This window comes from Streptomyces sp. NPDC051677 (genome assembly GCF_044453465.1).
Classification (GTDB): domain Bacteria; phylum Actinomycetota; class Actinomycetes; order Streptomycetales; family Streptomycetaceae; genus Streptomyces.
In genome coordinates, this window is sequence record NZ_JBITCT010000015.1 from 65,219 (window position 1) to 85,273 (window position 20,055).

At 70.3% G+C, this 20,055-nt stretch carries 23 protein-coding genes; 17 read left to right on the top strand and 6 right to left on the bottom strand.

Going from position 1 to position 20,055, the window contains the following annotated elements; all coding sequences use genetic code 11:
• Window positions 1–247: 247 nt before the first annotated feature.
• Together ACIBAF_RS19510 and ACIBAF_RS19515 are read right to left on the bottom strand one after the other, a co-directional pair.
• A complete protein-coding gene (locus ACIBAF_RS19510; protein WP_399464449.1) occupies window positions 248–1,171 on the bottom strand; it encodes an ABC transporter ATP-binding protein in 924 nt (307 codons plus the stop codon).
• A gap of 87 nt (window positions 1,172–1,258) precedes the next feature.
• Window positions 1,259–2,056: an aminoglycoside N(3)-acetyltransferase gene (locus ACIBAF_RS19515; RefSeq protein WP_399464450.1), complete on the bottom strand. Its 798-nt coding sequence runs from the start codon at window positions 2,054–2,056 to the stop codon at window positions 1,259–1,261.
• 183 nt (window positions 2,057–2,239) lie between these two features.
• Here ACIBAF_RS19515 and ACIBAF_RS19520 point away from each other — a divergent pair, with 183 nt between their 5' ends.
• The 8 genes from ACIBAF_RS19520 to ACIBAF_RS19555 are packed head-to-tail and all read left to right on the top strand — an operon-like array spanning window position 2,240 to window position 8,802.
• Window positions 2,240–2,983: a helix-turn-helix transcriptional regulator gene (locus ACIBAF_RS19520; RefSeq protein WP_399464451.1), complete on the top strand. Its 744-nt coding sequence runs from the start codon at window positions 2,240–2,242 to the stop codon at window positions 2,981–2,983.
• Window positions 2,980–4,401 (top strand): Fe-S cluster assembly protein SufB, encoded by a 1,422-nt coding sequence (sufB, locus tag ACIBAF_RS19525; protein ID WP_399464452.1) that lies wholly within the window; start codon window positions 2,980–2,982, stop codon window positions 4,399–4,401. The genes ACIBAF_RS19520 and sufB overlap by 4 nt, the downstream gene beginning before the upstream one ends.
• Window positions 4,402–4,459: 58 nt before the next feature.
• A complete protein-coding gene (gene sufD, locus ACIBAF_RS19530; RefSeq protein WP_399464453.1) occupies window positions 4,460–5,641 on the top strand; it encodes a Fe-S cluster assembly protein SufD in 1,182 nt (393 codons plus the stop codon).
• Entirely contained in the window at window positions 5,641–5,961 is a 321-nt protein-coding gene (locus ACIBAF_RS19535) for a non-heme iron oxygenase ferredoxin subunit (protein WP_079663081.1), read from the top strand. The genes sufD and ACIBAF_RS19535 overlap by 1 nt, the downstream gene beginning before the upstream one ends.
• Window positions 5,962–5,968: 7 nt before the next feature.
• On the top strand, window positions 5,969–6,733 hold the full coding sequence (gene sufC, locus ACIBAF_RS19540; protein ID WP_319338477.1) for a Fe-S cluster assembly ATPase SufC: 765 nt from the start codon (window positions 5,969–5,971) through the stop codon (window positions 6,731–6,733).
• Entirely contained in the window at window positions 6,730–7,986 is a 1,257-nt protein-coding gene (locus tag ACIBAF_RS19545; protein WP_399464454.1) for a cysteine desulfurase, read from the top strand. Before sufC ends, ACIBAF_RS19545 begins: the two co-directional genes overlap by 4 nt.
• Before the next feature lie 19 nt (window positions 7,987–8,005).
• Entirely contained in the window at window positions 8,006–8,473 is a 468-nt protein-coding gene (gene sufU / locus ACIBAF_RS19550; RefSeq protein ID WP_399464455.1) for a Fe-S cluster assembly sulfur transfer protein SufU, read from the top strand.
• A complete protein-coding gene (locus ACIBAF_RS19555) occupies window positions 8,470–8,802 on the top strand; it encodes a metal-sulfur cluster assembly factor (RefSeq protein WP_037743875.1) in 333 nt (110 codons plus the stop codon). Before sufU ends, ACIBAF_RS19555 begins: the two co-directional genes overlap by 4 nt.
• 78 nt (window positions 8,803–8,880) lie before the next feature.
• Here ACIBAF_RS19555 and ACIBAF_RS19560 read toward each other — a convergent pair whose 3' ends face one another.
• Window positions 8,881–9,723 (bottom strand): AbfB domain-containing protein, encoded by an 843-nt coding sequence (locus tag ACIBAF_RS19560; RefSeq protein WP_399464456.1) that lies wholly within the window; start codon window positions 9,721–9,723, stop codon window positions 8,881–8,883.
• A gap of 187 nt (window positions 9,724–9,910) precedes the next feature.
• Between ACIBAF_RS19560 and ACIBAF_RS19565 the strand changes: the two genes are divergently transcribed.
• The 3 genes from ACIBAF_RS19565 to dapD are packed head-to-tail and all read left to right on the top strand — an operon-like array spanning window position 9,911 to window position 11,858.
• Entirely contained in the window at window positions 9,911–10,231 is a 321-nt protein-coding gene (locus ACIBAF_RS19565) for a DMT family transporter (protein ID WP_399464457.1), read from the top strand.
• Window positions 10,231–10,815: a TetR/AcrR family transcriptional regulator gene (locus ACIBAF_RS19570; RefSeq protein ID WP_399464458.1), complete on the top strand. Its 585-nt coding sequence runs from the start codon at window positions 10,231–10,233 to the stop codon at window positions 10,813–10,815. Before ACIBAF_RS19565 ends, ACIBAF_RS19570 begins: the two co-directional genes overlap by 1 nt.
• A 53-nt stretch (window positions 10,816–10,868) precedes the next feature.
• On the top strand, window positions 10,869–11,858 hold the full coding sequence (dapD, locus tag ACIBAF_RS19575) for a 2,3,4,5-tetrahydropyridine-2,6-dicarboxylate N-succinyltransferase (protein WP_399464459.1): 990 nt from the start codon (window positions 10,869–10,871) through the stop codon (window positions 11,856–11,858).
• 79 nt (window positions 11,859–11,937) lie between these two features.
• Here dapD and ACIBAF_RS19580 read toward each other — a convergent pair whose 3' ends face one another.
• On the bottom strand, window positions 11,938–12,441 hold the full coding sequence (locus ACIBAF_RS19580; protein ID WP_399464460.1) for a hypothetical protein: 504 nt from the start codon (window positions 12,439–12,441) through the stop codon (window positions 11,938–11,940).
• Window positions 12,442–12,582: 141 nt separating this feature from the next.
• Between ACIBAF_RS19580 and ACIBAF_RS19585 the strand changes: the two genes are divergently transcribed.
• Window positions 12,583–13,140 (top strand): SigE family RNA polymerase sigma factor, encoded by a 558-nt coding sequence (locus ACIBAF_RS19585; RefSeq protein ID WP_399464461.1) that lies wholly within the window; start codon window positions 12,583–12,585, stop codon window positions 13,138–13,140.
• Complete coding sequence (locus ACIBAF_RS19590; RefSeq protein WP_399464462.1) at window positions 13,137–14,351, top strand: WD40 repeat domain-containing protein; 1,215 nt, start codon at window positions 13,137–13,139, stop codon at window positions 14,349–14,351. Before ACIBAF_RS19585 ends, ACIBAF_RS19590 begins: the two co-directional genes overlap by 4 nt.
• A gap of 73 nt (window positions 14,352–14,424) precedes the next feature.
• Here ACIBAF_RS19590 and dapA read toward each other — a convergent pair whose 3' ends face one another.
• Window positions 14,425–15,324: a 4-hydroxy-tetrahydrodipicolinate synthase gene (gene dapA / locus ACIBAF_RS19595; protein WP_399464463.1), complete on the bottom strand. Its 900-nt coding sequence runs from the start codon at window positions 15,322–15,324 to the stop codon at window positions 14,425–14,427.
• A gap of 314 nt (window positions 15,325–15,638) precedes the next feature.
• Between dapA and ACIBAF_RS19600 the strand changes: the two genes are divergently transcribed.
• The 4 genes from ACIBAF_RS19600 to ACIBAF_RS19615 all read left to right on the top strand — a co-directional run bounded on the left by ACIBAF_RS19600 (window position 15,639) and on the right by ACIBAF_RS19615 (window position 18,070).
• A complete protein-coding gene (locus ACIBAF_RS19600; protein WP_399464464.1) occupies window positions 15,639–16,073 on the top strand; it encodes a phage holin family protein in 435 nt (144 codons plus the stop codon).
• Complete coding sequence (locus ACIBAF_RS19605; protein ID WP_399464465.1) at window positions 16,070–16,504, top strand: DUF3618 domain-containing protein; 435 nt, start codon at window positions 16,070–16,072, stop codon at window positions 16,502–16,504. Before ACIBAF_RS19600 ends, ACIBAF_RS19605 begins: the two co-directional genes overlap by 4 nt.
• Before the next feature lie 155 nt (window positions 16,505–16,659).
• Window positions 16,660–17,271 (top strand): ArsR/SmtB family transcription factor, encoded by a 612-nt coding sequence (locus tag ACIBAF_RS19610; RefSeq protein WP_399464466.1) that lies wholly within the window; start codon window positions 16,660–16,662, stop codon window positions 17,269–17,271.
• 16 nt (window positions 17,272–17,287) lie between these two features.
• Window positions 17,288–18,070 carry an SRPBCC domain-containing protein gene (locus ACIBAF_RS19615; protein WP_399464467.1) on the top strand — a complete coding sequence of 261 codons (783 nt, stop codon included), beginning with the start codon at window positions 17,288–17,290 and terminating at the stop codon, window positions 18,068–18,070.
• A gap of 21 nt (window positions 18,071–18,091) precedes the next feature.
• Here ACIBAF_RS19615 and ACIBAF_RS19620 read toward each other — a convergent pair whose 3' ends face one another.
• Complete coding sequence (locus ACIBAF_RS19620) at window positions 18,092–19,918, bottom strand: endonuclease/exonuclease/phosphatase family protein (protein WP_399464468.1); 1,827 nt, start codon at window positions 19,916–19,918, stop codon at window positions 18,092–18,094.
• Window positions 19,919–20,055: the final 137 nt, after the last annotated feature.

The following is a 20,055-nucleotide window of genomic DNA, read 5'->3' on the forward strand; positions in this document are numbered from 1 at the left end:
CCAGGCTGTGCCTGCCCGGGGGATGACCCCCGGACCCCCAGCAGAGGCGTGTGTGAGCTGGGATCATGAGCGCAACTCCTTGCCGGTCAGCTCCAGGCTGTGCCTGCCCGGGGGATGACCCCCGGCCCCCCAGCAGAGGTGTGTGTGAGCTGGGATCATGAACGCAACTCCTTGCCGGTCAGCTCCAGGCTGTGCCTGCCCGGGGGATGACCCCCGGACCCCCAGCAGAGGCGTGTGTGAGCTGGGATCATGAGCGCAACTCCTTGCCGGTCAGCTCCAGAAAGACGTCTTCGAGGGTGTGCCGTTCCACTGAGATGCGGTCCGGCATCACCCCGTGCTGTGCGCACCACGAGGTGACCGTCGCCAGCAGTTGCGGGTCGATCTTGCCCATGACCCGGTAGGAGCCCGGGGTCAGCTCGGCGGCGGAGCTGTCGGCGGGCAGGGCCTTGAGCAGGGACTGCACGTCGAGGCCGGGGCGGCCGGTGAAGCGCAGCGTGTTCTCGGCGCCGCCGCGGCACAGCTCATCGGGGGAGCCCTGGGCGATGACCCGGCCCGCGTCGATGATCGCGACGTCGTCGGCGAGCTGCTCGGCCTCGTCCATGTAGTGGGTGGTCAGGATGACCGAGACGCCGTCCGCGCGCAGGTCCCGGACGAGGTCCCAGGTGGCGCGGCGGGCCTGCGGGTCGAGGCCGGCCGTCGGCTCGTCCAGGAAGACCAGTTCCGGGCGGCCGACGACGGCCATCGCCAGCGCGAGCCGCTGCTGCTGGCCGCCGGACAGGCGCCGGTACGTCGTCCGGCCGCAGGAGCCGAGGCCGAGGCGTTCGACGAGGGCGTCGACGTCCAGCGGATGCGCGTGCAGCTTCGCCACGTGCCGGAGCATCTCGTCGGCCCGGGCGCCGGAGTAGACACCGCCCGACTGGAGCATCACGCCGATGCGGGGGCGCAGGTCGGAGGCCTGTCTCACCGGGTCGAGGCCGAGGACGCGCACGGTGCCGGAGTCCGGCCTGCGGTACCCCTCGCAGGTCTCGATCGTGGTCGTCTTGCCGGCGCCGTTGGGTCCGAGGACGGCGGTGACGCCCGGACGGGCGCTCAGGTCGAGGCCGGCCACCGCCGTCTTCGTCCCGTACCGCTTCACCAGGGCCTGGACCCGGACGACAGGCTCAGTTCGCATGGCTCAAGAGTCTAGGTTCGTGGACGGGCGACCAGACCGGGGGGTACGGGAAGTGGCCATGTGCGACGGGTTCCGGGCCGCAAGGGTTCAGATCTCGCTCTCGCGGGACCGGTGCAGCGGCAGCCAGCGCTCGGCGTAGGCCACGGCCTCAGCGACCGGAAACAGCCGTGCGTCGGCCCCGCCCACCGCGCCCCGCACGACGTCACGATCGCGTTCGAAATCATGGCCGAGCTCGTCGAACCGGTCGGAGTCGATCGACACCTCGGTCACTCGCTCCCAGCCGTCAGCGCCGGGCCGGCCCACGTTCACGAGCGGGGCGGGTATCCGGTATTCGGCGAGGTGGAAGCTGGTGCACGCGTCGTATCCGGCGCCGAGGAGCAGCACCCGCGCGCCCAGTTGCTCCAGCCGGGCCAGCGGGCTGTGCTCTCCGAGCCGGCAGTTCGGCGCGTGCCCGTCCACGACCTCGGCCGCCCGGGCTCCCACGGCAGCGAAGGACGTCTGCGGGTGCGCGCTGCGCAGCGCGCCGGGCCAGGTGCGGACCGTTTCCGGGATCACGCCGACGCCGAGGCTGGGGGTGACGAGGGGGTCGTAGGCGGGCATGGTGGCCCGGATCGTCTCCCACCACTCCTCGGGCACGGGCGGATTGCGCCACACCGCCGGATCGGACAGGTCCCCGGTCTGGGTCGGGACCACCAGAGTGCCGTCCGGGCCGAGTACGTCCAGCAGCGCGCGCACGACCGTGACGGCGCCTCCGCTGACCCATCCGAGTGCGCTGAGCGAGGAGTGGACGAGGAGGATTTCTCCGGGTTCGGCACCCAGCGCGCGCAGATCTGCTGTGAGGGTGGTCCGGGTGACAAGTGGGCCGGTGGGAGGGGGTGTGGGCATGGTCCGGCAGTGTCCCCGAAGGGGTCTTGGGGAGCCAGTGATTTAATCGGCCGGCCGCCTCGCTTTGATCGATCAAAGATCGTTTCCCCAGGTCAGATTAGGTATGCCTAAGTGACGCAGGGCACCGTCCGGCCGTCCGGGCGCGGCTTGCCTGCCTCTGAGGAATTACGCAACAATGGCGTTGTGAAAAACGTCGGCGAGGTTCGGGAGGCCCCCACGGGCACCTCTCAGGAGGAGCTCGCGACCGGGGAGCGTTCCACACGCAACCGGGTCGCGCGATCCATCCTGGACCACGGGCCGTCGACCGTGACCGAGCTGGCCGGACGGCTGGGGCTCACCCCCGCCGCCGTCCGCCGCCACCTCGACGCGCTGGTCGCCGACGACGTCGTTCAGGCCCGCGAGCAGCGGGTGTACGGGGCTCGGACCCGCGGTCGCCCCGCCAAGGTCTTCGTCCTCACCGACTGCGGCCGTGACGCCTTCGACCAGTCCTACGACAAGCTCGCCGCGGACGCCCTGCGCTGGATCCAGGAGCGGTTCGGCGGGGACGAGGCGGTCGTCGCCTTCGCCCGCGCCAGGATCGCCGAGCAGGCCTCCGCGTACCGCAAGGCCATCGAGGCCGCCGCCCCCGAGGAGCGGACCGAAGCCCTGGCCAAGGCCCTGAGTGCGGACGGGTACGCTGCTACGGCGCGTAGCGCACCGGTCGGCGAGCAGCTGTGCCAGCACCACTGCCCCGTCGCCCACGTCGCGGAAAAGTTCCCGCAGCTCTGCGAGGCGGAGACCGAGATCTTCTCCCAGCTGCTCGGCACGCACGTCCAGCGACTGGCGACCATCGCCCACGGCGACGGCGTGTGCACGACGTTCATCCCCAAAGTTTCCACAGCCACCCACAACGCATCTGCAAGCACGGCCGGGAGGAACCCCGCATGACTCTCCCCACGGAGACTGCTCACCCCGAACTCGAGGGCCTGGGCAAGTACGAATACGGCTGGGCCGACTCCGACACGGCCGGCGCCTCTGCCAAGCGCGGCATCAACGAGGACGTCGTCAAGGACATCTCCGACAAGAAGTCCGAGCCGGAGTGGATGACGAAGCTGCGCCTCAAGGGCCTGAAGCTCTTCGAGAGGAAGCCCATGCCCAACTGGGGCTCGGACCTCTCGGGCATCGACTTCGACAACATCAAGTACTTCGTGCGCTCCACGGAGAAGCAGGCGGAGTCCTGGGAGGACCTGCCCGAGGACATCAAGAACACGTACGACAAGCTCGGCATCCCGGAGGCGGAGAAGCAGCGCCTCGTCGCCGGTGTCGCGGCCCAGTACGAGTCCGAGGTCGTCTACCACCAGATCCGCGAGGACCTGGAGGAGCAGGGCGTCATCTTCCTCGACACGGACACCGCTCTGAAGGAGCACCCGGAGCTCTTCAAGGAGTACTTCGGGACCGTCATCCCGGTCGGTGACAACAAGTTCGCGTCGCTGAACACGGCCGTGTGGTCCGGCGGCTCCTTCATCTACGTGCCGAAGGGCGTGCACGTGGAGATCCCGCTCCAGGCCTACTTCCGCATCAACACGGAGAACATGGGCCAGTTCGAGCGCACCCTGATCATCGTCGACGAGGGCGCCTACGTGCACTACGTCGAGGGTTGTACGGCCCCGATCTACAAGTCGGACTCGCTGCACAGCGCGGTCGTCGAGATCATCGTCAAGAAGAACGCCCGCTGCCGCTACACGACCATCCAGAACTGGTCGAACAACGTCTACAACCTGGTCACCAAGCGCGCCGTGGCGTACGAGGGCGCGACCATGGAGTGGATCGACGGCAACATCGGCTCCAAGGTGACGATGAAGTACCCGGCCGTCTACCTGATGGGCGAGCACGCCAAGGGCGAGACCCTCTCCATCGCCTTCGCGGGCGAGGGGCAGCACCAGGACGCCGGCTCCAAGATGGTCCACATGGCGCCGAACACCTCCTCCAACATCGTGTCGAAGTCCGTGGCGCGCGGTGGCGGTCGTACGTCCTACCGTGGTCTCGTCGAGATCGGCGAGGGCGCCCACGGCTCCAAGTCCAACGTGCTGTGCGACGCGCTGCTCGTCGACACCGTCTCCCGCTCCGACACGTACCCCTACGTGGACGTCCGCGAGGACGACGTGTCCATGGGCCACGAGGCCACCGTCTCCAAGGTCTCCGAGGACCAGCTCTTCTACCTGATGAGCCGTGGTCTGAGCGAGTTCGAGGCGATGGCGATGATCGTGCGCGGCTTCGTCGAGCCCATCGCGAAGGAGCTGCCCATGGAGTACGCCCTCGAGCTCAACCGGCTGATCGAGCTGCAGATGGAAGGCGCGGTCGGCTAAGCCCCGCCCCCACAGCAGCCAGCAATTTCTGACGTAGGAAGAGAGCAGACCGACAGCCATGGCTGAGGCTCAGAACATCCCCGTGGGCTCCACCACCGCGGGCCAGATCGCGGTGGCCGCCGAGTCGACCGTCGCCACGCGCATGAGCGCGCCCCCGTCCTACGACGTGGCGGACTTCCCGGTCCCGCACGGCCGCGAGGAGGAATGGCGGTTCACGCCGCTGGAGCGGCTGCGCGGGCTGCACGACGGCACCGCCGTCGCGACCGGCGAGGGCGTGAAGGTCGCCGTCGAGGCCCCCGAGGGCGTCACCGTCGAACTCGTGGACCGTGACGACCAGCGGCTCGGCAAGGCCGGCGCCCCCGTGGACCGGGTCGCCGCCCAGGCGTACTCCGCGTTCGAGAAGGCCGGCGTGGTCACCGTCCCCAAGGAGACGGTGCTCACCGAGCCGATCCGCGTCGCGGTGCACGGCGAGGGCGGGGTGGCCTACGGCCATCAGGTCATCGAGCTGGGCGCCTTCGCCGAGGCCGTCGTCGTCATCGACCACACCGGTGACGCCGTGCTCGCCGCCAACGTCGACTACATCCTCGGGGACGGCGCGAAGCTGACCGTCGTCTCCGTCCAGGACTGGGACGACAAGGCCGTGCACGTGGCCCAGCACAACGCGCTCATCGGGCGGGACGCGAGCTTCAAGTCGGTCGTGGTGACCTTCGGCGGCGACGTCGTACGGCTGCACCCGCGGGTCTCCTACGCCGGCACCGGCGGCGAGGCCGAGCTGCTCGGTCTGTACTTCACGGACGCCGGTCAGCACCAGGAGCACCGCCTCCTGGTCGACCACAACGTCCCGCACTGCAAGTCCAACGTCGTCTACAAGGGCGCCCTGCAGGGCGACAACGCCCACGCGGTGTGGATCGGCGACGTGCTCATCGAGGCCAAGGCCGAGGGCACGGACACCTACGAGATGAACCGCAACCTGGTGCTGACCGACGGCGCCCGGGTCGACTCCGTGCCGAACCTGGAGATCGAGACCGGCGAGATCGTCGGCGCCGGGCACGCCTCCGCCACCGGCCGGTTCGACGACGAGCAGCTCTTCTACCTGATGGCCCGCGGCATCCCGGCCGACGAGGCCCGTCGCCTGGTGGTCCGCGGCTTCTTCGCCGAACTGGTCCAGCAGATCGGTGTCGACGACATCGAGGAGCGCCTGCTCGCCAGGATCGAGACCGAGCTGGAGGCCACGGTCTGATGACGGCCTTCGTACGCGCCTGCGGACTGAGCGAGCTGGAGGAGGACACCCCGAAGCGGGTGGAACTCGACGGCACGCCGGTCTCGGTCGTCCGCACGGAGGGGGAGGTGTTCGCCATCCACGACGTCTGCTCGCACGCGAACGTCTCGCTCTCGGAGGGCGAGGTGGAGGACTGCCAGATCGAGTGCTGGCTGCACGGCTCCAGTTTCGACCTCCGCACCGGCAAGCCGTCCGGCCTCCCCGCGACGCGCCCCGTCCCCGTATACCCCGTAAAGATCGAAGGGGACGACGTGCTCGTCTCCCTCACCCAGGAGTCCTGAGGCACCCATGGCAACGCTTGAAATCCGAGACCTGCACGTCACCGTCGAGGCCGACAACGCCACGAAGGAGATCCTCAAGGGTGTCGACCTGACCGTGAAGCAGGGCGAGACGCACGCCATCATGGGCCCCAACGGCTCCGGCAAGTCGACCCTCGCCTACTCGCTCGCGGGTCACCCGAAGTACACGATCACCGGCGGCACCGTGCTGCTCGACGGCGAGGACGTCCTGGAGATGTCCGTCGACGAGCGCGCCCGCGCGGGCCTGTTCCTGGCGATGCAGTACCCGGTCGAGGTCCCCGGCGTCTCGGTCTCCAACTTCCTCCGTACGTCCGCCACGGCCATCCGCGGCGAGGCCCCCAAGCTGCGTACCTGGGTGAAGGAGGTCAAGGAGACCATGGAGCGCCTCTCCATGGACCCGTCCTTCGCCGAGCGCAACGTCAACGAGGGCTTCTCCGGCGGTGAGAAGAAGCGCCACGAGATCCTCCAGCTGGAGCTGCTCAAGCCGAAGGTCGCGATCCTCGACGAGACGGACTCCGGTCTGGACGTCGACGCCCTGCGGGTCGTCTCCGAGGGCGTCAACCGCGTCCGCGAGACCGGCGAGGTCGGCACCCTGCTGATCACGCACTACACGCGCATCCTGCGCTACATCAAGCCCGACTTCGTCCACGTCTTCTCCGCGGGCCGGATCGTCGAGTCCGGCGGCGCCGAACTCGCCGACAAGCTGGAGGAAGAGGGCTACGAGGCATACACGAAGGGTGGCGTATCAGCGTGACGCAGCTGCCGGGTCTCCTCGACACCGAGGCGCTCCGCAAGGACTTCCCCATCCTGGACCGACAGATCCACGACGGTAAGAAGCTCGTGTACCTGGACAACGCGGCGACCTCGCAGAAGCCGCGCCAGGTGCTGGACGCCCTGAACGAGTACTACGAGCGCTACAACGCCAACGTCCACCGCGGTGTGCATGTGCTCGCCGAGGAGGCCACGGCGCTGTACGAGGGCGCGCGTGACAAGGTCGCGTCGTTCATCAACGCGCCGAGCCGCGACGAGGTGATCTTCACCAAGAACGCCTCCGAGTCGCTCAACCTCGTGGCGAACATGCTGGGCTGGGCCGACGAGCCCTACCGCGTGGACTCCGAGACCGAGATCGTCATCACCGAGATGGAGCACCACTCCAACATCGTGCCGTGGCAGCTGCTGTCGCAGCGCACGGGTGCGAAGCTGAAGTGGTTCGGCCTCACCGACGACGGCCGCCTCGACCTGTCTGACATCGACGAGATCATCACGGAGAAGACGAAGATCGTCTCCTTCGTGCTGGTGTCGAACATCCTGGGCACGGTGAACCCGGTGGAGGCGATAGTGCGCCGGGCGCAGGAGGTCGGCGCGCTCGTCTGCATCGACGCCTCGCAGGCCGCGCCGCACATGCCGCTGGACGTGCAGGCGCTGCAGGCCGACTTCGTGGCCTTCACCGGCCACAAGATGTGCGCCCCGACCGGCATCGGCGTCCTGTGGGGCCGCCAGGAGCTGCTGGAGGACCTTCCTCCGTTCCTCGGCGGCGGCGAGATGATCGAGACCGTGTCGATGCACTCCTCGACCTACGCGCCGGCCCCGCACAAGTTCGAGGCGGGCACCCCGCCGGTCGCGCAGGCGGTCGGGCTGGGCGCGGCCATCGACTACCTGTCCGCGATCGGCATGGACAAGATCCTCGCCCATGAGCACGCGCTCACCGAGTACGCGGTGAAGCGGCTCGGCGAGGTCCCCGACCTGCGGATCATCGGCCCGACCACGGCCGAGGACCGGGGCGCGGCGATCTCCTTCACGCTCGGCGACATCCACCCGCACGACGTGGGCCAGGTGCTGGACGAGCAGGGCATCGCGGTCCGGGTGGGCCACCACTGCGCCCGCCCCGTGTGCCTGCGCTACGGAATTCCGGCGACCACGCGAGCGTCGTTCTATCTGTACTCCACGCCGGCCGAGATCGATGCTCTGGTCGACGGTCTGGAGCACGTACGGAACTTCTTCGGCTGAGGGGTTGGCGAGGGATCGCATGAAGCTGGACTCGATGTACCAGGAAGTCATCCTGGACCACTACAAGCACCCGCACGGGCGTGGTCTGCGCGATGGCGATGCCGAGGTGCACCACGTGAACCCGACCTGCGGCGACGAGATCACCCTGCGCGTGAAGTACGACGGCACGACGATCGAGGACGTCAGCTACGAGGGCCAGGGCTGTTCCATCAGCCAGGCGAGCGCGTCCGTCCTGAACGACCTCCTGGTCGGCAAGGACCTGGCCGAGGCGCAGCGGATCCAGGAGACGTTCCTGGAGCTGATGCAGTCCAAGGGCCGGATCGAGCCCGACGACGCGATGGAGGAGGTGCTGGAGGACGCGGTCGCGTTCGCCGGCGTCTCCAAGTACCCGGCCCGGGTCAAGTGCGCCCTCCTCGGCTGGATGGCATGGAAGGACGCGACGGCCCAGGCCCTGGGCGGAGCCGACGCCGAAAGGAAGACGGCATGAGCGAGACCGTTGAGATGAAGCCGGCCTCGGAGGAAGAACTCCGCGAGGCGCTGTACGACGTCGTCGACCCCGAACTGGGCATCGACGTGGTCAACCTCGGGCTGATCTACGGCATTCACATCGACGACGCGAACATCGCGACGATCGACATGACCCTGACCTCCGCGGCCTGCCCGTTGACGGACGTCATCGAGGACCAGGCGAAGTCCGCCACCGACGGCCTGGTCAACGAGCTGCGCATCAACTGGGTCTGGATGCCGCCGTGGGGCCCGGACAAGATCACGGACGACGGGCGCGAGCAGCTGCGCGCGCTCGGCTTCAACGTCTGACGAACGTCTGACGGCCTGACAGGTGTGGCCCCCCGGCAGCTGCCGGGGGGCCACACCTGTATGCGGCGCGGACCGCGCTCAGCCGAGGCCGTCGACGAGGCGGAACACGAAGTCCTGCCGGTTGGTCGTGTTGTAGCCGTACGGGTCCAGGCGCAGCTGGAAGTTCTTGTGACGCAGCGCGTAGTTGGGGTAGTTCACCGACTGGAGCAGCATCCCGCCCGAATACCCCGAGTACCCCGCGCAGAAGGTGGCGTCCTGCTTGAACAGCGTGGAGCCGTCGTTGCGTTCGGCGCGCAGGATGAAGTCGCGGTGGCGCAGGTACCTGCCGTCGTGCGTCTTGAACGTGTAACAGGAGCTGTTGTACAGCCCCTTGACCACGGTGAAGGTGGAGTCCTCGCGGGACTCCGAGCCGCCCGGCGCGTCGAGTCGCACCAGACCGTCGCTCACATGCCAGTAGCGGTCGGGGTAGTTGACCGCCTGTACCGACCGCTCGTAGCCGGACGACGCCGGGCTGGACGGCTTCGGCGCCGGCGGCGCCGGCGGCTTGGCCGAGGCGTGCGGAGACGAACTGCCCTGCGGCCTGGGGGAGGACGAGGACGAGGGCGTCGGCGACGTGGTCGCGGACGTGCTCGGCTTGCTCCCCGTCGGGCTCGCCGACCCGCTCGCGGAGGGCGTGGCGAAGGAGATCAGCCCGCCCGCCGTCTCGCCGTCCGACAGTGTCTGTCCCTCGCGAGCTTCCGTGTTCTTCTCGTCGACAGGCTTGTCGTTCAAGGCGATTGCGGTCACGCACGCCACGATGGTGGCCACGGCGAGAGCGCCGGCCAACCACAGACGTCGTGTTCCGGGTGCCCGGGAGGTGTCCGGGGCCCAGCCGTTCTCCCAGGGTTGGTCCTGGGACGGCCGGGACTTGTTTTCTGGCATGCGCTGTTCCTCCAGCGGCACTTCCCTGACGGTGGCCGCGGCTGCGATGGCCCGGTGTGTGAACGGTGAAACAGTAGTGGAACCTGTGGCTCGCGTTCAGCCGTTTGGTGGAGCGCTTTCTATAACGCTTTCAAATCATGGAGGCTCATGTGTACGGGTGTACGCATCGTTGTGTACGATCGTACACATGGGATATGTGACGTTGGTCGGCGCCATAGCCGCCGAGGTGGCGGCGACGACCGCCATGAAGTACAGCGAGGGATTCAGCAGGCTCTGGCCCTCGCTGATCACGGCCGTCGGCTACGTCGTCTCCTTCCTTCTCCTCGCCCAGACGCTGAAGACCGTGGGGATCGGTACGGCGTACGCGATCTGGGCCGGGGTCGGCACCGCGGCCATCGCCGTCCTGGGCCTGGCCCTGTTCAGGGAGGCCCTGACGCCCACCAAGGCCGTCGGCATCCTGCTGATCGTCGGGGGAGTCGTCGTGCTGAACCTCGGGGGCGCGCACTGATGCCCCGCCGCTACGACCCCGAACGGCGCCAGCGGATCATCGACGCGGCGATCCGGGTCGTCGGGGAGAAGGGGCTCGCCGGGCTGAGTCACCGCTCGGCCGCCGCCGAGGCGGACGTGCCGCTCGGCTCCACCACCTACCACTTCGCCACCCTCGACGAGTTGATGACGGCGGCCCTGCGGCAGGCGGGCGAGGGATTCACCAAGGCCGTCGCCTCGCGCGGCGGACTGACGGACCCGCGCGTCGACCTGCCCGCCGAACTGGCCGGGCTGCTCGGCGAATGGCTGGCGGGCGACCGCACCGGCGTCGAGCTGGAGTACGAGCTCTACCTGGCCGCCCTGCGCCGCCCGGCGCTGCGCCCCGTCGCCGCCGAGTGGGCCGACGACCTCGCCGCCCTCCTCGCCCCCCGCACCGACCCCCTCACCGCACGCGCGCTGGTCGCGCTGATGGACGGGATCTGTCTGCAGGTGCTGCTGACGGACGCGCCCTACGACGAGGAGTACGCACGCGAGGCGCTGGCGCGGCTCATGGCCCCGACCCGGGTGAACGGACCAGGTCGGCGGGGTCCGCAGCCCGCCCCCTGAGACACCGCTGTGCGGGTTGGCCTCGGCGGCCCCCCGCCGGTTAGGTTGCCCGTATGACCGACACGACTGCTCCCCGCACCACCGGCGCCGCGGCTGCCGGCCTCGCCACCATCGCCGCCGACGGCACCGTTCTCGACACCTGGTTCCCCGCGCCCGCGCTCTTCGCGGAGCCCGGCCCGTCCGGCACCGAGCGCCTGTCCGCCGAGAAGGCCGTGGAGCTGCTCGGCGAGGGCGCGGCGAAGGCGATCGGTCCGGACGCCCGTCGGGGCGTCGAGGTCGTCGCGGTCCGCACGGTCATCTCCTCCCTCGACGAGAAGCCGATCGACACGCACGACGCCTACCTGCGTCTGCACCTGCTCTCGCACCGGCTCGTGAAGCCGCACGGGCAGAGCCTGGACGGCATCTTCGGCCTCCTCGCCAACGTCGCCTGGACCTCGCTCGGCCCGGTCGCCGTCGACGCCGTCGAGCAGGTCCGCCTGAACGCCCGCGCCGAGGGCCTGCACCTCCAGGTCACCTCCCTCGACAAGTTCCCGCGCATGACGGACTACGTCGCCCCGAAGGGCGTCCGCATCGCCGACGCCGACCGGGTCCGTCTCGGCGCCCACCTCGCCGAGGGCACCACGGTCATGCACGAGGGCTTCGTCAACTTCAACGCGGGCACGCTCGGCACCTCGATGGTCGAGGGCCGCATCTCCGCGGGCGTCATCGTCGGCGACGGCTCGGACATCGGCGGCGGCGCCTCCACGATGGGCACGCTGTCCGGCGGCGGCAACGTGATCATCGCCATCGGCGAGCGCTGCCTCATCGGCGCCGAGGCGGGCGTCGGCATCGCGCTGGGCGACGAGTGCGTCGTCGAGGCCGGCCTGTACGTCACCGCGGGCACCCGGGTCACGATGCCCGACGGTCAGATCGTCAAGGCCCGCGAGCTCTCCGGCGCCTCCAACATCCTCTTCCGCCGCAACTCGGTCACCGGCGCGGTCGAGGCCCGCCCGAACAACGCGGTCTGGGGCGGCCTGAACGAAATCCTGCACAGCCACAACTGACAGCCGCAACCGGTACCGACCGCATCGACCGCGTCTGACACGCGCAGCGTCCTCCCGCCCACCGCGGAAGGGCGCTGTGTCATGTGGGCAGTCCCGCCGCGAACTCCGCCAGTGCTGCGAAGTCCTCCTCGCGCAGGCCGACGCGGGGGTCGACGTGGTGCAGCAGGGCCGGGGCGAGGTGGTGGGCGGTGACGTAGGCCGCGTCGGCGGGGGACTGCTCGTCGTCCACCCAGGCGAAGGGGCGGCCCGCCGCGTGGGCGACGATCGCCTCCGTCTTCCAGTGGACGCCGTCGGGCCGATGGGCGAACAGCACCGCGCCGAAGTCGACGTACGGAAGCTCGGGCAGCCCGATCACGGGGGCGATCCAGCGGTTGGCCTCGGCCATCCAGGTCGTGGCCCAGCACAGGTCGTAGGGGAGGCGGAGCAGGGCGGCGCCGTGCCCGGGGTGCAGCCAGACCCGCAGCGGCCCCGCACGGCCCACAGACGCCCTGATCGTCGTATAGCCCACCGGCCGCTTCGTCGGCTTGGCGGCGTACGGGTTCAGGGGACCGTCGACATCGAGGTAGAGCACCGGCCGACTCATGCGCTCACCGTACGACAGCACGGCCGCACGCCCGACGGAATTACCCGCGGGCCGTGGGCATAGCGGGGGCGGACCCCGCGCGTCACAAGGGGCACAGGGACCGGACAGCCGGGTCCGCTCCCGGGGGAAGAGAAGGTGACGATGGATGCCGAAGCGCTGGAGAGCTTCCGGGAGTTCGTGGACAGCAGGTCGCCGGCCCTGCTGAGGACGGCCGTCCTGCTCAGCGGCGGCGACCGGCACACCGGGGAGGACCTGCTCCAGAACGCCCTGGTTAAGGCCGCGGGCCGCTGGCGCCGCATCGACGAGCCCGAGGCCTACGTACGCCAGGTCCTCTATCGTCAGCAGATCAGCCGGTGGCGTCTGAAGTGGCCGCGACGCGAGGTGAGCGTCGCCGAGCCGCCGGACGGCGGAGCCGGCCCGGACGCCTCCTCGGCCGCCGACCTGCGCGTGGTGATGCGCGCGGCCCTGTCCCGGCTGACCGCGCGTCAGCGCACGGTGCTCGTCCTGCGCTATTTCGAGGACCTGCCGGAAGCCGAGGTCGCCGCCCTGCTGGGCGTCTCCGTGGGCACCGTACGGTCCACCGCCCACCGCTCCCTCGCCCGACTGCGCGCCCTCGCGCCCGAACTGGCCGCCCTCGGCCCCGCGGACGCCGAGCAGGCGTCGTCCCGTGACTTCTCGCCCGTGGAGGTGCGTCCGTGAACGTCGACGAAGTCGTGCGCGACTCCCTGCGCGAGCTGGCCGACGGGCAGCAGCCGGCCAGGGCCGGGCTCGCCGACCGGGTGCTGGCCGTGCGCCGGCGCCGCCGTACCCGCCGACTGGTAGCCGTCGCCGCCGCGACCGCCGCCGTGGTCGCCGTCACCGCGGCGGTGCCGATGCTGGACTCCGGCGGCACTACGGACGTACGCCCGGCGGACGTCACCGCGCCGAACCGGATCTCCCCGCACCCGGACCAGTCGCCCCCGCGCGACATGATCGCCGCCGGCCGGACCGCGCTGGCCGCGTACTACGGCACGACTCTCGTCCGGCGGTCCGCCGACGAGGCGGTGGCGGTCCGGACGTACTGGCTGCTCAACCCGGCGACGCAGAAGTACGTGAAGACGACCCGGTGGTCATGGGTCGCCGTCGCCCCGGGGCTGAAGACCGCCGCCGTACTGGAGCAGAACCTCCCCGCGCGCCGGATCGGTCTCCTCGATCTGGCCAGCGGCGAGGTCAAGCGGTGGATAGCGGTCGACCACCCCGTGGGCGGACTCGCCTTTTCCCGCGACGGACGGGAACTCCTTGCGACGACTTACAGCCGCAACCCCGATCTGCGGGTCAAGTGGCCGGGCGACGACAGCTGGATGCCGTATTCGGAGAAGTCGTACCGAACCGGTTTCCACATCCTCGACGTCGTCTCCGGGAAGGACTCCTGGACCGAGGTCGGCCCCGACGTGGACCGGCTGGCGTCCGTCCGCGTCAACAGCCGTCAGGACTTCGCCTTCAGCCGGGACGGCAGCCGTGTCTGGGCCGACATGCCCATGCCCCCGGGCTACTTGTGCGTCGACCGCAAGGGCTCCGGGGCCGACCAGCCGGCCGCCGAGAAGTACGTGTCCTGGTACGTTCCGGCGGGTCTCTCCCCGGACGGGAAACGCCTCGCCGGCGACTTCGCGGGCGAGAAGTACAAGACGTCGTCCTGGATCCTCGACCCCCTCACCGGAAAGAAGGTCACCGAGACGCACGGCCGGCAACTGCTCGCCTGGGCGGACGACTCCTCGCTCGTCGCCTGGGATGACAGCCCGGACGGCGATGAGTCCCGCCAGCGGCTGGTGCTGGTGACACCGGACAGCGAGAAGGTCGTGCCGCTCAGCGGCTACCGCTCCACCGAGGTCGACACCCCGGGACGTTGGGAGCCGATCTTCGCTGACCGCTGACCGCTGACCGCTGACCGCTGACTGGCCCTCGCCGGGCATCCACTGGGCATCCACCGGGCATCCACCGGGCGGTTCAGCCCACCAGCCGTTCGTAGGCCGCGCGCAGCCCGTCGACCGTCTCCTGGTCGGCGGGCCGCAGCGGTGCGCGGACCGGGCCGGCCGGCAGGCCCAGGGCGCCGAGGAGACCCTTGGCGGTGACGGCGCCGGGCAGACCCGAGGCCATCATCAACTCCACCAGTTCTGTGGCCCGTTGCTGGAGCCGGGCGGCCTCGGCGGTATCGCCCGCGTCGAACGCGTCGAGGACGGCGCGGAGTTGGGCGGGAACCACGTTGGCGACCGTGCTGACGTAGCCCGTCGCACCGACCGCGTACAGCGCGAGATTGTGCTCGTCGCAGCCCGCGTAGTACGCCAACCCGGTGCGGCGGAGCACCTTTTGCGCGCCGAGGAAGTCGTAGGAGCAGTCCTTGACCGCGACGATCCGGGGGTGCTCGGCGAGCCGGATCAGGGTGTCGGGCTCGATCCGGACACCGGTGCGGCCGGGGATGTCGTACAGCATGACCGGCAGCCCGGACGCGTCCGCGATCTCCCGGAAATGCGCCTCCAGGGCGTCTTGCGGGGGCCTGCTGTAGTACGGGCTGACGACGAGGACGCCGTCCGCGCCGGCCTTCTCGGCGGCCGTCGCGAGGTGGACGGTGTGGCGGGTGTCGAAGGTCCCCACGCCCGCCACGACCGACGCCCGCTCGCCCACCGCCTCCCGCACCGCCGCCACCAGCTCCGCCTTCTCGGCGTCGGAGGTGGTCGGCGACTCGCCCGTCGTCCCGGAGAGCACCAGCCCGTCGCAGCCGGCCGACACCAGCCGGTCGGCGAGCCGCTGCGCACCGTCCAGGTCGAGCGCGCCGGACCCGGTGAAGGGCGTGATCATCGCGCAGAGCGCGCGGCCGAAGGGAGGGGGAGCGGAGGATGTGGTCGCCATGGGGGTAGTCTCGGCCGGGCCACGGCGAAGCTCCACTTAAATTTCGTACGAGGTATCGGTAAGGGTTTCTACGAAGTCGTGAGGGTGTCGCTGTCGTGTCCGTGCCCGAACTCGCCGCGGAGGGGGCCCCGTTGCAGGACTGCCCCGACCGGTTCCGGCGCCGGCCGGCCAGGCTCGGCGGGCCCGGTCCCGGGGTCGCCCCGCAGGGGTAACGGACTCCGGCCGGGGTACCCGGATGTCTCCGGAACCGACAGTGCCAGAACCGACAGGACCGGAGAACCCACAGGACCGGAACCGAGAGGAGGCGGAACCCCGTGACCGGGACCACGGAGATCCGGCCCGTCCGCGACCACGTCCGCGACGACGGGCACCACAGCGTCGGCGAACTCGTCGGCCGGGCCACCGAGCAGCTCTCCCGGCTCGTACGGCAGGAACTAGCCCTCGCCAAGGAGGAGTTCGCCGAGAAGGGGCGGCGCGCCGGGCGCGGTGGCGGCCTGCTCGGCGCCGCGGGCGCGTTCGCCTACGCCGGCCTGCTCGGCCTCGCCGGCGCGGCCGTCGCCGCCCTCTCGCTGACGCTGCCCGTCTGGGCGGCGGCGCTCATCGTGACGGCGGTGCTGTTCGCGATCGCCGGCGTGCTGGCCGCGGCCGGCCGCACCCAACTGCGCCGGGCCGCGCCGCCCACTCCCGAGGAGACCCTCGGCAGCGTCCGGGCCGACGTCGAGGAGATCAGGGAAAGGGCGCACCGATGACGGACAGGACAGCAGCTGCGGACCTGCGGCGGCAGATCGAGCAGACCAGGCACCAACTCGGTGCCACGGTCGAGGAGTTGGCGGCCAAGGCGGACGTGCGCGGGCGCACCCGGGCGCGCGCCGCCGACCTCATGGACCGGGCCGGAGCGATGACCGTGCAACTGCGCAGCACGGCGTCCCAGGCGGGGTACCACGTATCCCAGGCGGGACACCACGTGCAGGAGCGCGCGATCCGCGCCGGCGACACCGTCCACACCGTCCAGGACCGGGCGGCGCACGCCGGTCACGCCGTGGAGCACCGGGTCCCCGCCCCGGTCCGGGCGCCCGTGCGGTTCGCGATGCGGCACCCGCGGCCGATCGTGATCGTGGGCGCGGCGGGCGTGGCCCTCGTGGCGGCCGGGTGGCTCGGGAGGCGACGGGCCAGGCGCTGACCACCGGCCAAGGCGCGCGCACGGCGCAAGGAGAACGGGTTCGGCCCGGCACCTGACAGGAGGGTGCCGGGCCGAACCCGTTCCGGCGCCGACGCCCCGCCCCCGAACACTCAATTGTCCTGGACAAAAAAAGTATTCGGTGAGACGGTGGACGCATGCTGGACGTCACCGTGATCGAGGACCCCGAGGCCGCAGCCGTCTCCCTGGACCCCATACGGGCCAGGCTGCTCGCCGAGCTCGCCGCCGGACCCGCGTCGGCCGCGATGCTGGCCGGCAAGGTCGGGCTGCCCCGGCAGAAGGTGAACTACCACCTCAAGGCGCTGGAGCGGCACGGCCTGGTCGAGCTGGCCGGCGAGCGCCGCAAGGGCAACGTCACCGAGCGGCTGATGCGGGCGACCGCTGCGTCGTACGTGATCTCGCCGCTCGCGCTCGCCGCCGTGCAGCCGGATCCGGACCGCTTCCGGGACCAGCTGTCCGCGCGCTGGCTGCTCGCGCTCGGCGCCCGGCTGGTGCGGGACGTCGGCTCGCTGATCACCGGCGCCGCGAAGGCCCGCAAGCGGCTCGCCACGTACGCGCTGGACGGCGAGGTGCGCTTCGCCTCGGCGGCCGAACGGGCCGCGTTCATCGAGGAGTTGACGGCCGGGGTGAGCGCGCTGATCCGCAAGTACGACGCGCCCGACGCGGAGGGCGGACGGGACCACCGGATCGTCGTCGCCGTGCATCCCTCGGTCAAGGACCAGCAGCCCGCCCAGGAAATCGACCAGTAGGACTCAGGAGCCCGCCATGACCAAGGAAACGTCCAAGGAAACGTCCAAGGAAACCTCCAAGGAAACGTCCAAGGAGTTCGAGATCGCCCGCGAGTTTGAGGTCGACGCCACGCCCGAGGAGGTGTGGGCGGCGATCACCACGGGGACCGGAGGGTATCTGTGGCCGATGGAGCCGCCCGAGCCGCGGGTCGGCGGCGCCGGGCCCTTCGGGTCCAAGGTCACCGCCTGGGACCCGCCGCACCGCTACACCAACCGCGTCGAGGACGTCGACGGCATCGCCGAGCAGACCCTCAACCAGCTCGACTACACCATCGAGCCGCGGGACGAGGGCCGGCGCGCCTGGGTGCGGTACGTGCACAGCGGCATCTTCGTCGACGACTGGGACAACCAGTACGACGGCGCCGCCAAGCACACCGACTTCTATCTGCACACCCTGCGGGAGTACCTGGTGCACTTCGCGCCCCGGCCCGCCGCCTTCGCTGCCTTCGACGGGCCCGAGGCCTCGAAGGCCCCCGACGCCCTCGCCGCGGTCGGACGGGCGCTCGGCGTCGGGGAGGACATGGCGGCGGGCGCCCGGGTGACGGTCCGCGGACCCGACGAGTTCGACGCCGTGGTCGACTTCCGCGACCCGTACTTCATCGGGCTGCGCACGGACCGGGGACTCACCCGCGTCTTCGGGCGCAACCACTGGGGCCACCCGGTCGGCGTCTCGCTGCACGACTTCACACCGGGCGCCGACGTCAAGGAGTGCGAAGCCGCCTGGCAGGGCTGGCTGAACGGCGTGTTCGACCAGCCCTGACCGAGCTGTGGACCGCGGTGGTCACGGCTCGAAGCGCAGCACCTGCGGGTCGTGGTCGCTGATCTGGTCGTGGAACTCCGAGTTGATGTGCACGCTGTCGTACGCGAGGTCGCAGCCGCGCCGGATCGAGGGGCTCACCAGGATCTGGTCCAGGACCTGCTGGTTGCCCTGGTAGTCGTAGGTGTAACGCTCGCTCTTGGGCAGCGACTTGATCGCCGACCACAGCTCGCCGTCGCCTTCGAGGATCTTCGCGGTGTCGGAGAACTCGAAGTCGTTCATGTCGCCGAGCGCGATGACGTCCGCGTTCTTCTGGACGTCGAGGATGCTCTTGACGAACGCGTTGACCAGCGTCGCCTGCGCGTGGCGCTGGGTCTCCGAGCTGCGCACCACCGGCTGGAACTGCGAGGTCAGACCCTGGTCGCCGCCCTTGGAGTTGAGGTGGTTGGCGATCACGAAGACCGTCCTCCCACGGAAGACGAACTCACCGGCCAGCGGCTTGCGGCTGGACTTCCAGGCGTCGTTCGCGGGGTCGATCCGGCCCGGGGAGGCCGTCAGCTGCGCCTTGCCGTGCACCTTCGTGACGCCGACGGCGGTGGTCGCGTCGCCGCCGGCGCGGTCGGTGAAGGCGACCCGCTCCGGGTTGAACAGGAACACCTGACGGATGTTGCCGCCCGGCTCGCCGCCGTCGGTGTCGTTGGCCGGGTCGATCGAGCGCCAGGCGTACGTCGGGCCGCCGGCCGCCGCGATCGCGTCGATCAGCTTGTTCACCGTCACGTCGGCGGCGACCGTGCCGTCGTCCTTCGCGCCGGTGTTGTCCTGGATCTCCTCCAGGGACACGATGTCGGGCGACTTCAGGTTGTTCACGATCGCGGACGCGTGCGCCGCGAACGTGGTGTCGGACGGGTCGAGGTTCTCGACGTTGTACGTCGCGACCGCGAGCTCGCCCCTCCTCTGCTTCTGCGTCGTCTCCCGCTGCAGACCGCCGCTCTTCAGCGTGCCGAGCTGGTTGGCGACGACCGTGTAGCCGCCGAACTGGTTGTAGTCCAGCGGGCCGGCCGTGACGCCGGTGAGGGTGTCGCCGACGTTCGCGACGGGGAAGTCGGCCGTCGCGCCCAGCGACTGGACCTGCAGCCTGCCGGTGTTCTGCGAGCTGTAGGAGCCGTACAGCGTGCCCCCGCGGCGGGTGGTGTTCTCCCGCGGCTTCACCGTGACCCACAGCTCGGTGAAGGGGTCGGTGGCGGTGACCACGCGCGCGTCGGCGACCTGGACGTTCATGCCCTCCAGGGACTCGTAGTAGTCCAGGGCGTACGTGGTGGGCCGCAGGGTCAGGCCGTTGATCGAGTTGCTCGCGGCGGTGTCGCCGGCCGGGGCGTACGCGGCCGGCACCGACTTCGCGTTTACGACGGTCGCGGCCGGAACGGCGTTGCCGCTGGAGAGGACCGTCACCGTCGGCTTGGTGATCTCGGTGATCGACTGGTTGCCGGTCGAGGCGCCGCCCGGGACGAACTCCGAGACCGTGCCGGTGACCGTGACGGAGTCGCCGACGGCGACCTTCGGGGTGGAGCCGGTGAAGACGAACACGCCCTCACTGGTGGCCGGGTCGGCGTCCGGGTTCGGATCCTGGATCCAGAACCCTCTGGACGAGCCGTAGGTGCGTACGCCGGTGACGATTCCGGCCACACCCGTGACCGCCTTGCCGGCGTACGGCGATATCCGGGTCGTGCCCTGGATGTCGTGAATGGCCACCGTGTCCGCCTGCGCGGGCAGGGCGAGGGCGACGGTGGAGGCCGCGGAACAGACGGCGGCGACGGTGAGCGCGGCGAGACGCGCGGACTTCTTGCTCGGCAACGGAATCCCTCCGGGGACGTACGTGAGCGCCGGAACGAGGAGAAACGAGGGGTCGCGACCGGTGGGGCGGAGCGCGACGCGCGTAGAAATCCAGTGCACAGGTGTCCAGTGGATTTCTACGCGCGTCAATCTCCTGC

Excerpts from the sequence above, each read along its gene's own strand:
- ACIBAF_RS19605 (WP_399464465.1), top strand. The coding sequence starts at position 16,070 with ATGACGGACAGGACAGCAGCTGCGGACCTGCGGCGGCAGATCGAGCAG.
- ACIBAF_RS19510 (WP_399464449.1), bottom strand. The coding sequence starts at position 1,171 with ATGCGAACTGAGCCTGTCGTCCGGGTCCAGGCCCTGGTGAAGCGGTAC.
- ACIBAF_RS19560 (WP_399464456.1), bottom strand. The coding sequence starts at position 9,723 with ATGCCAGAAAACAAGTCCCGGCCGTCCCAGGACCAACCCTGGGAGAAC.
- ACIBAF_RS19570 (WP_399464458.1), top strand. The coding sequence starts at position 10,231 with ATGCCCCGCCGCTACGACCCCGAACGGCGCCAGCGGATCATCGACGCG.
- ACIBAF_RS19580 (WP_399464460.1), bottom strand. The coding sequence starts at position 12,441 with ATGAGTCGGCCGGTGCTCTACCTCGATGTCGACGGTCCCCTGAACCCG.
- ACIBAF_RS19555 (WP_037743875.1), top strand. The coding sequence starts at position 8,470 with ATGAGCGAGACCGTTGAGATGAAGCCGGCCTCGGAGGAAGAACTCCGC.
- ACIBAF_RS19565 (WP_399464457.1), top strand. The coding sequence starts at position 9,911 with ATGGGATATGTGACGTTGGTCGGCGCCATAGCCGCCGAGGTGGCGGCG.
- ACIBAF_RS19535 (WP_079663081.1), top strand. The coding sequence starts at position 5,641 with ATGACGGCCTTCGTACGCGCCTGCGGACTGAGCGAGCTGGAGGAGGAC.
- dapD (WP_399464459.1), top strand. The coding sequence starts at position 10,869 with ATGACCGACACGACTGCTCCCCGCACCACCGGCGCCGCGGCTGCCGGC.
- ACIBAF_RS19610 (WP_399464466.1), top strand. The coding sequence starts at position 16,660 with ATGCTGGACGTCACCGTGATCGAGGACCCCGAGGCCGCAGCCGTCTCC.
- sufC (WP_319338477.1), top strand. The coding sequence starts at position 5,969 with ATGGCAACGCTTGAAATCCGAGACCTGCACGTCACCGTCGAGGCCGAC.
- sufU (WP_399464455.1), top strand. The coding sequence starts at position 8,006 with ATGAAGCTGGACTCGATGTACCAGGAAGTCATCCTGGACCACTACAAG.
- ACIBAF_RS19615 (WP_399464467.1), top strand. The coding sequence starts at position 17,288 with ATGACCAAGGAAACGTCCAAGGAAACGTCCAAGGAAACCTCCAAGGAA.
- dapA (WP_399464463.1), bottom strand. The coding sequence starts at position 15,324 with ATGGCGACCACATCCTCCGCTCCCCCTCCCTTCGGCCGCGCGCTCTGC.
- ACIBAF_RS19585 (WP_399464461.1), top strand. The coding sequence starts at position 12,583 with ATGGATGCCGAAGCGCTGGAGAGCTTCCGGGAGTTCGTGGACAGCAGG.
- sufB (WP_399464452.1), top strand. The coding sequence starts at position 2,980 with ATGACTCTCCCCACGGAGACTGCTCACCCCGAACTCGAGGGCCTGGGC.
- ACIBAF_RS19515 (WP_399464450.1), bottom strand. The coding sequence starts at position 2,056 with ATGCCCACACCCCCTCCCACCGGCCCACTTGTCACCCGGACCACCCTC.
- sufD (WP_399464453.1), top strand. The coding sequence starts at position 4,460 with ATGGCTGAGGCTCAGAACATCCCCGTGGGCTCCACCACCGCGGGCCAG.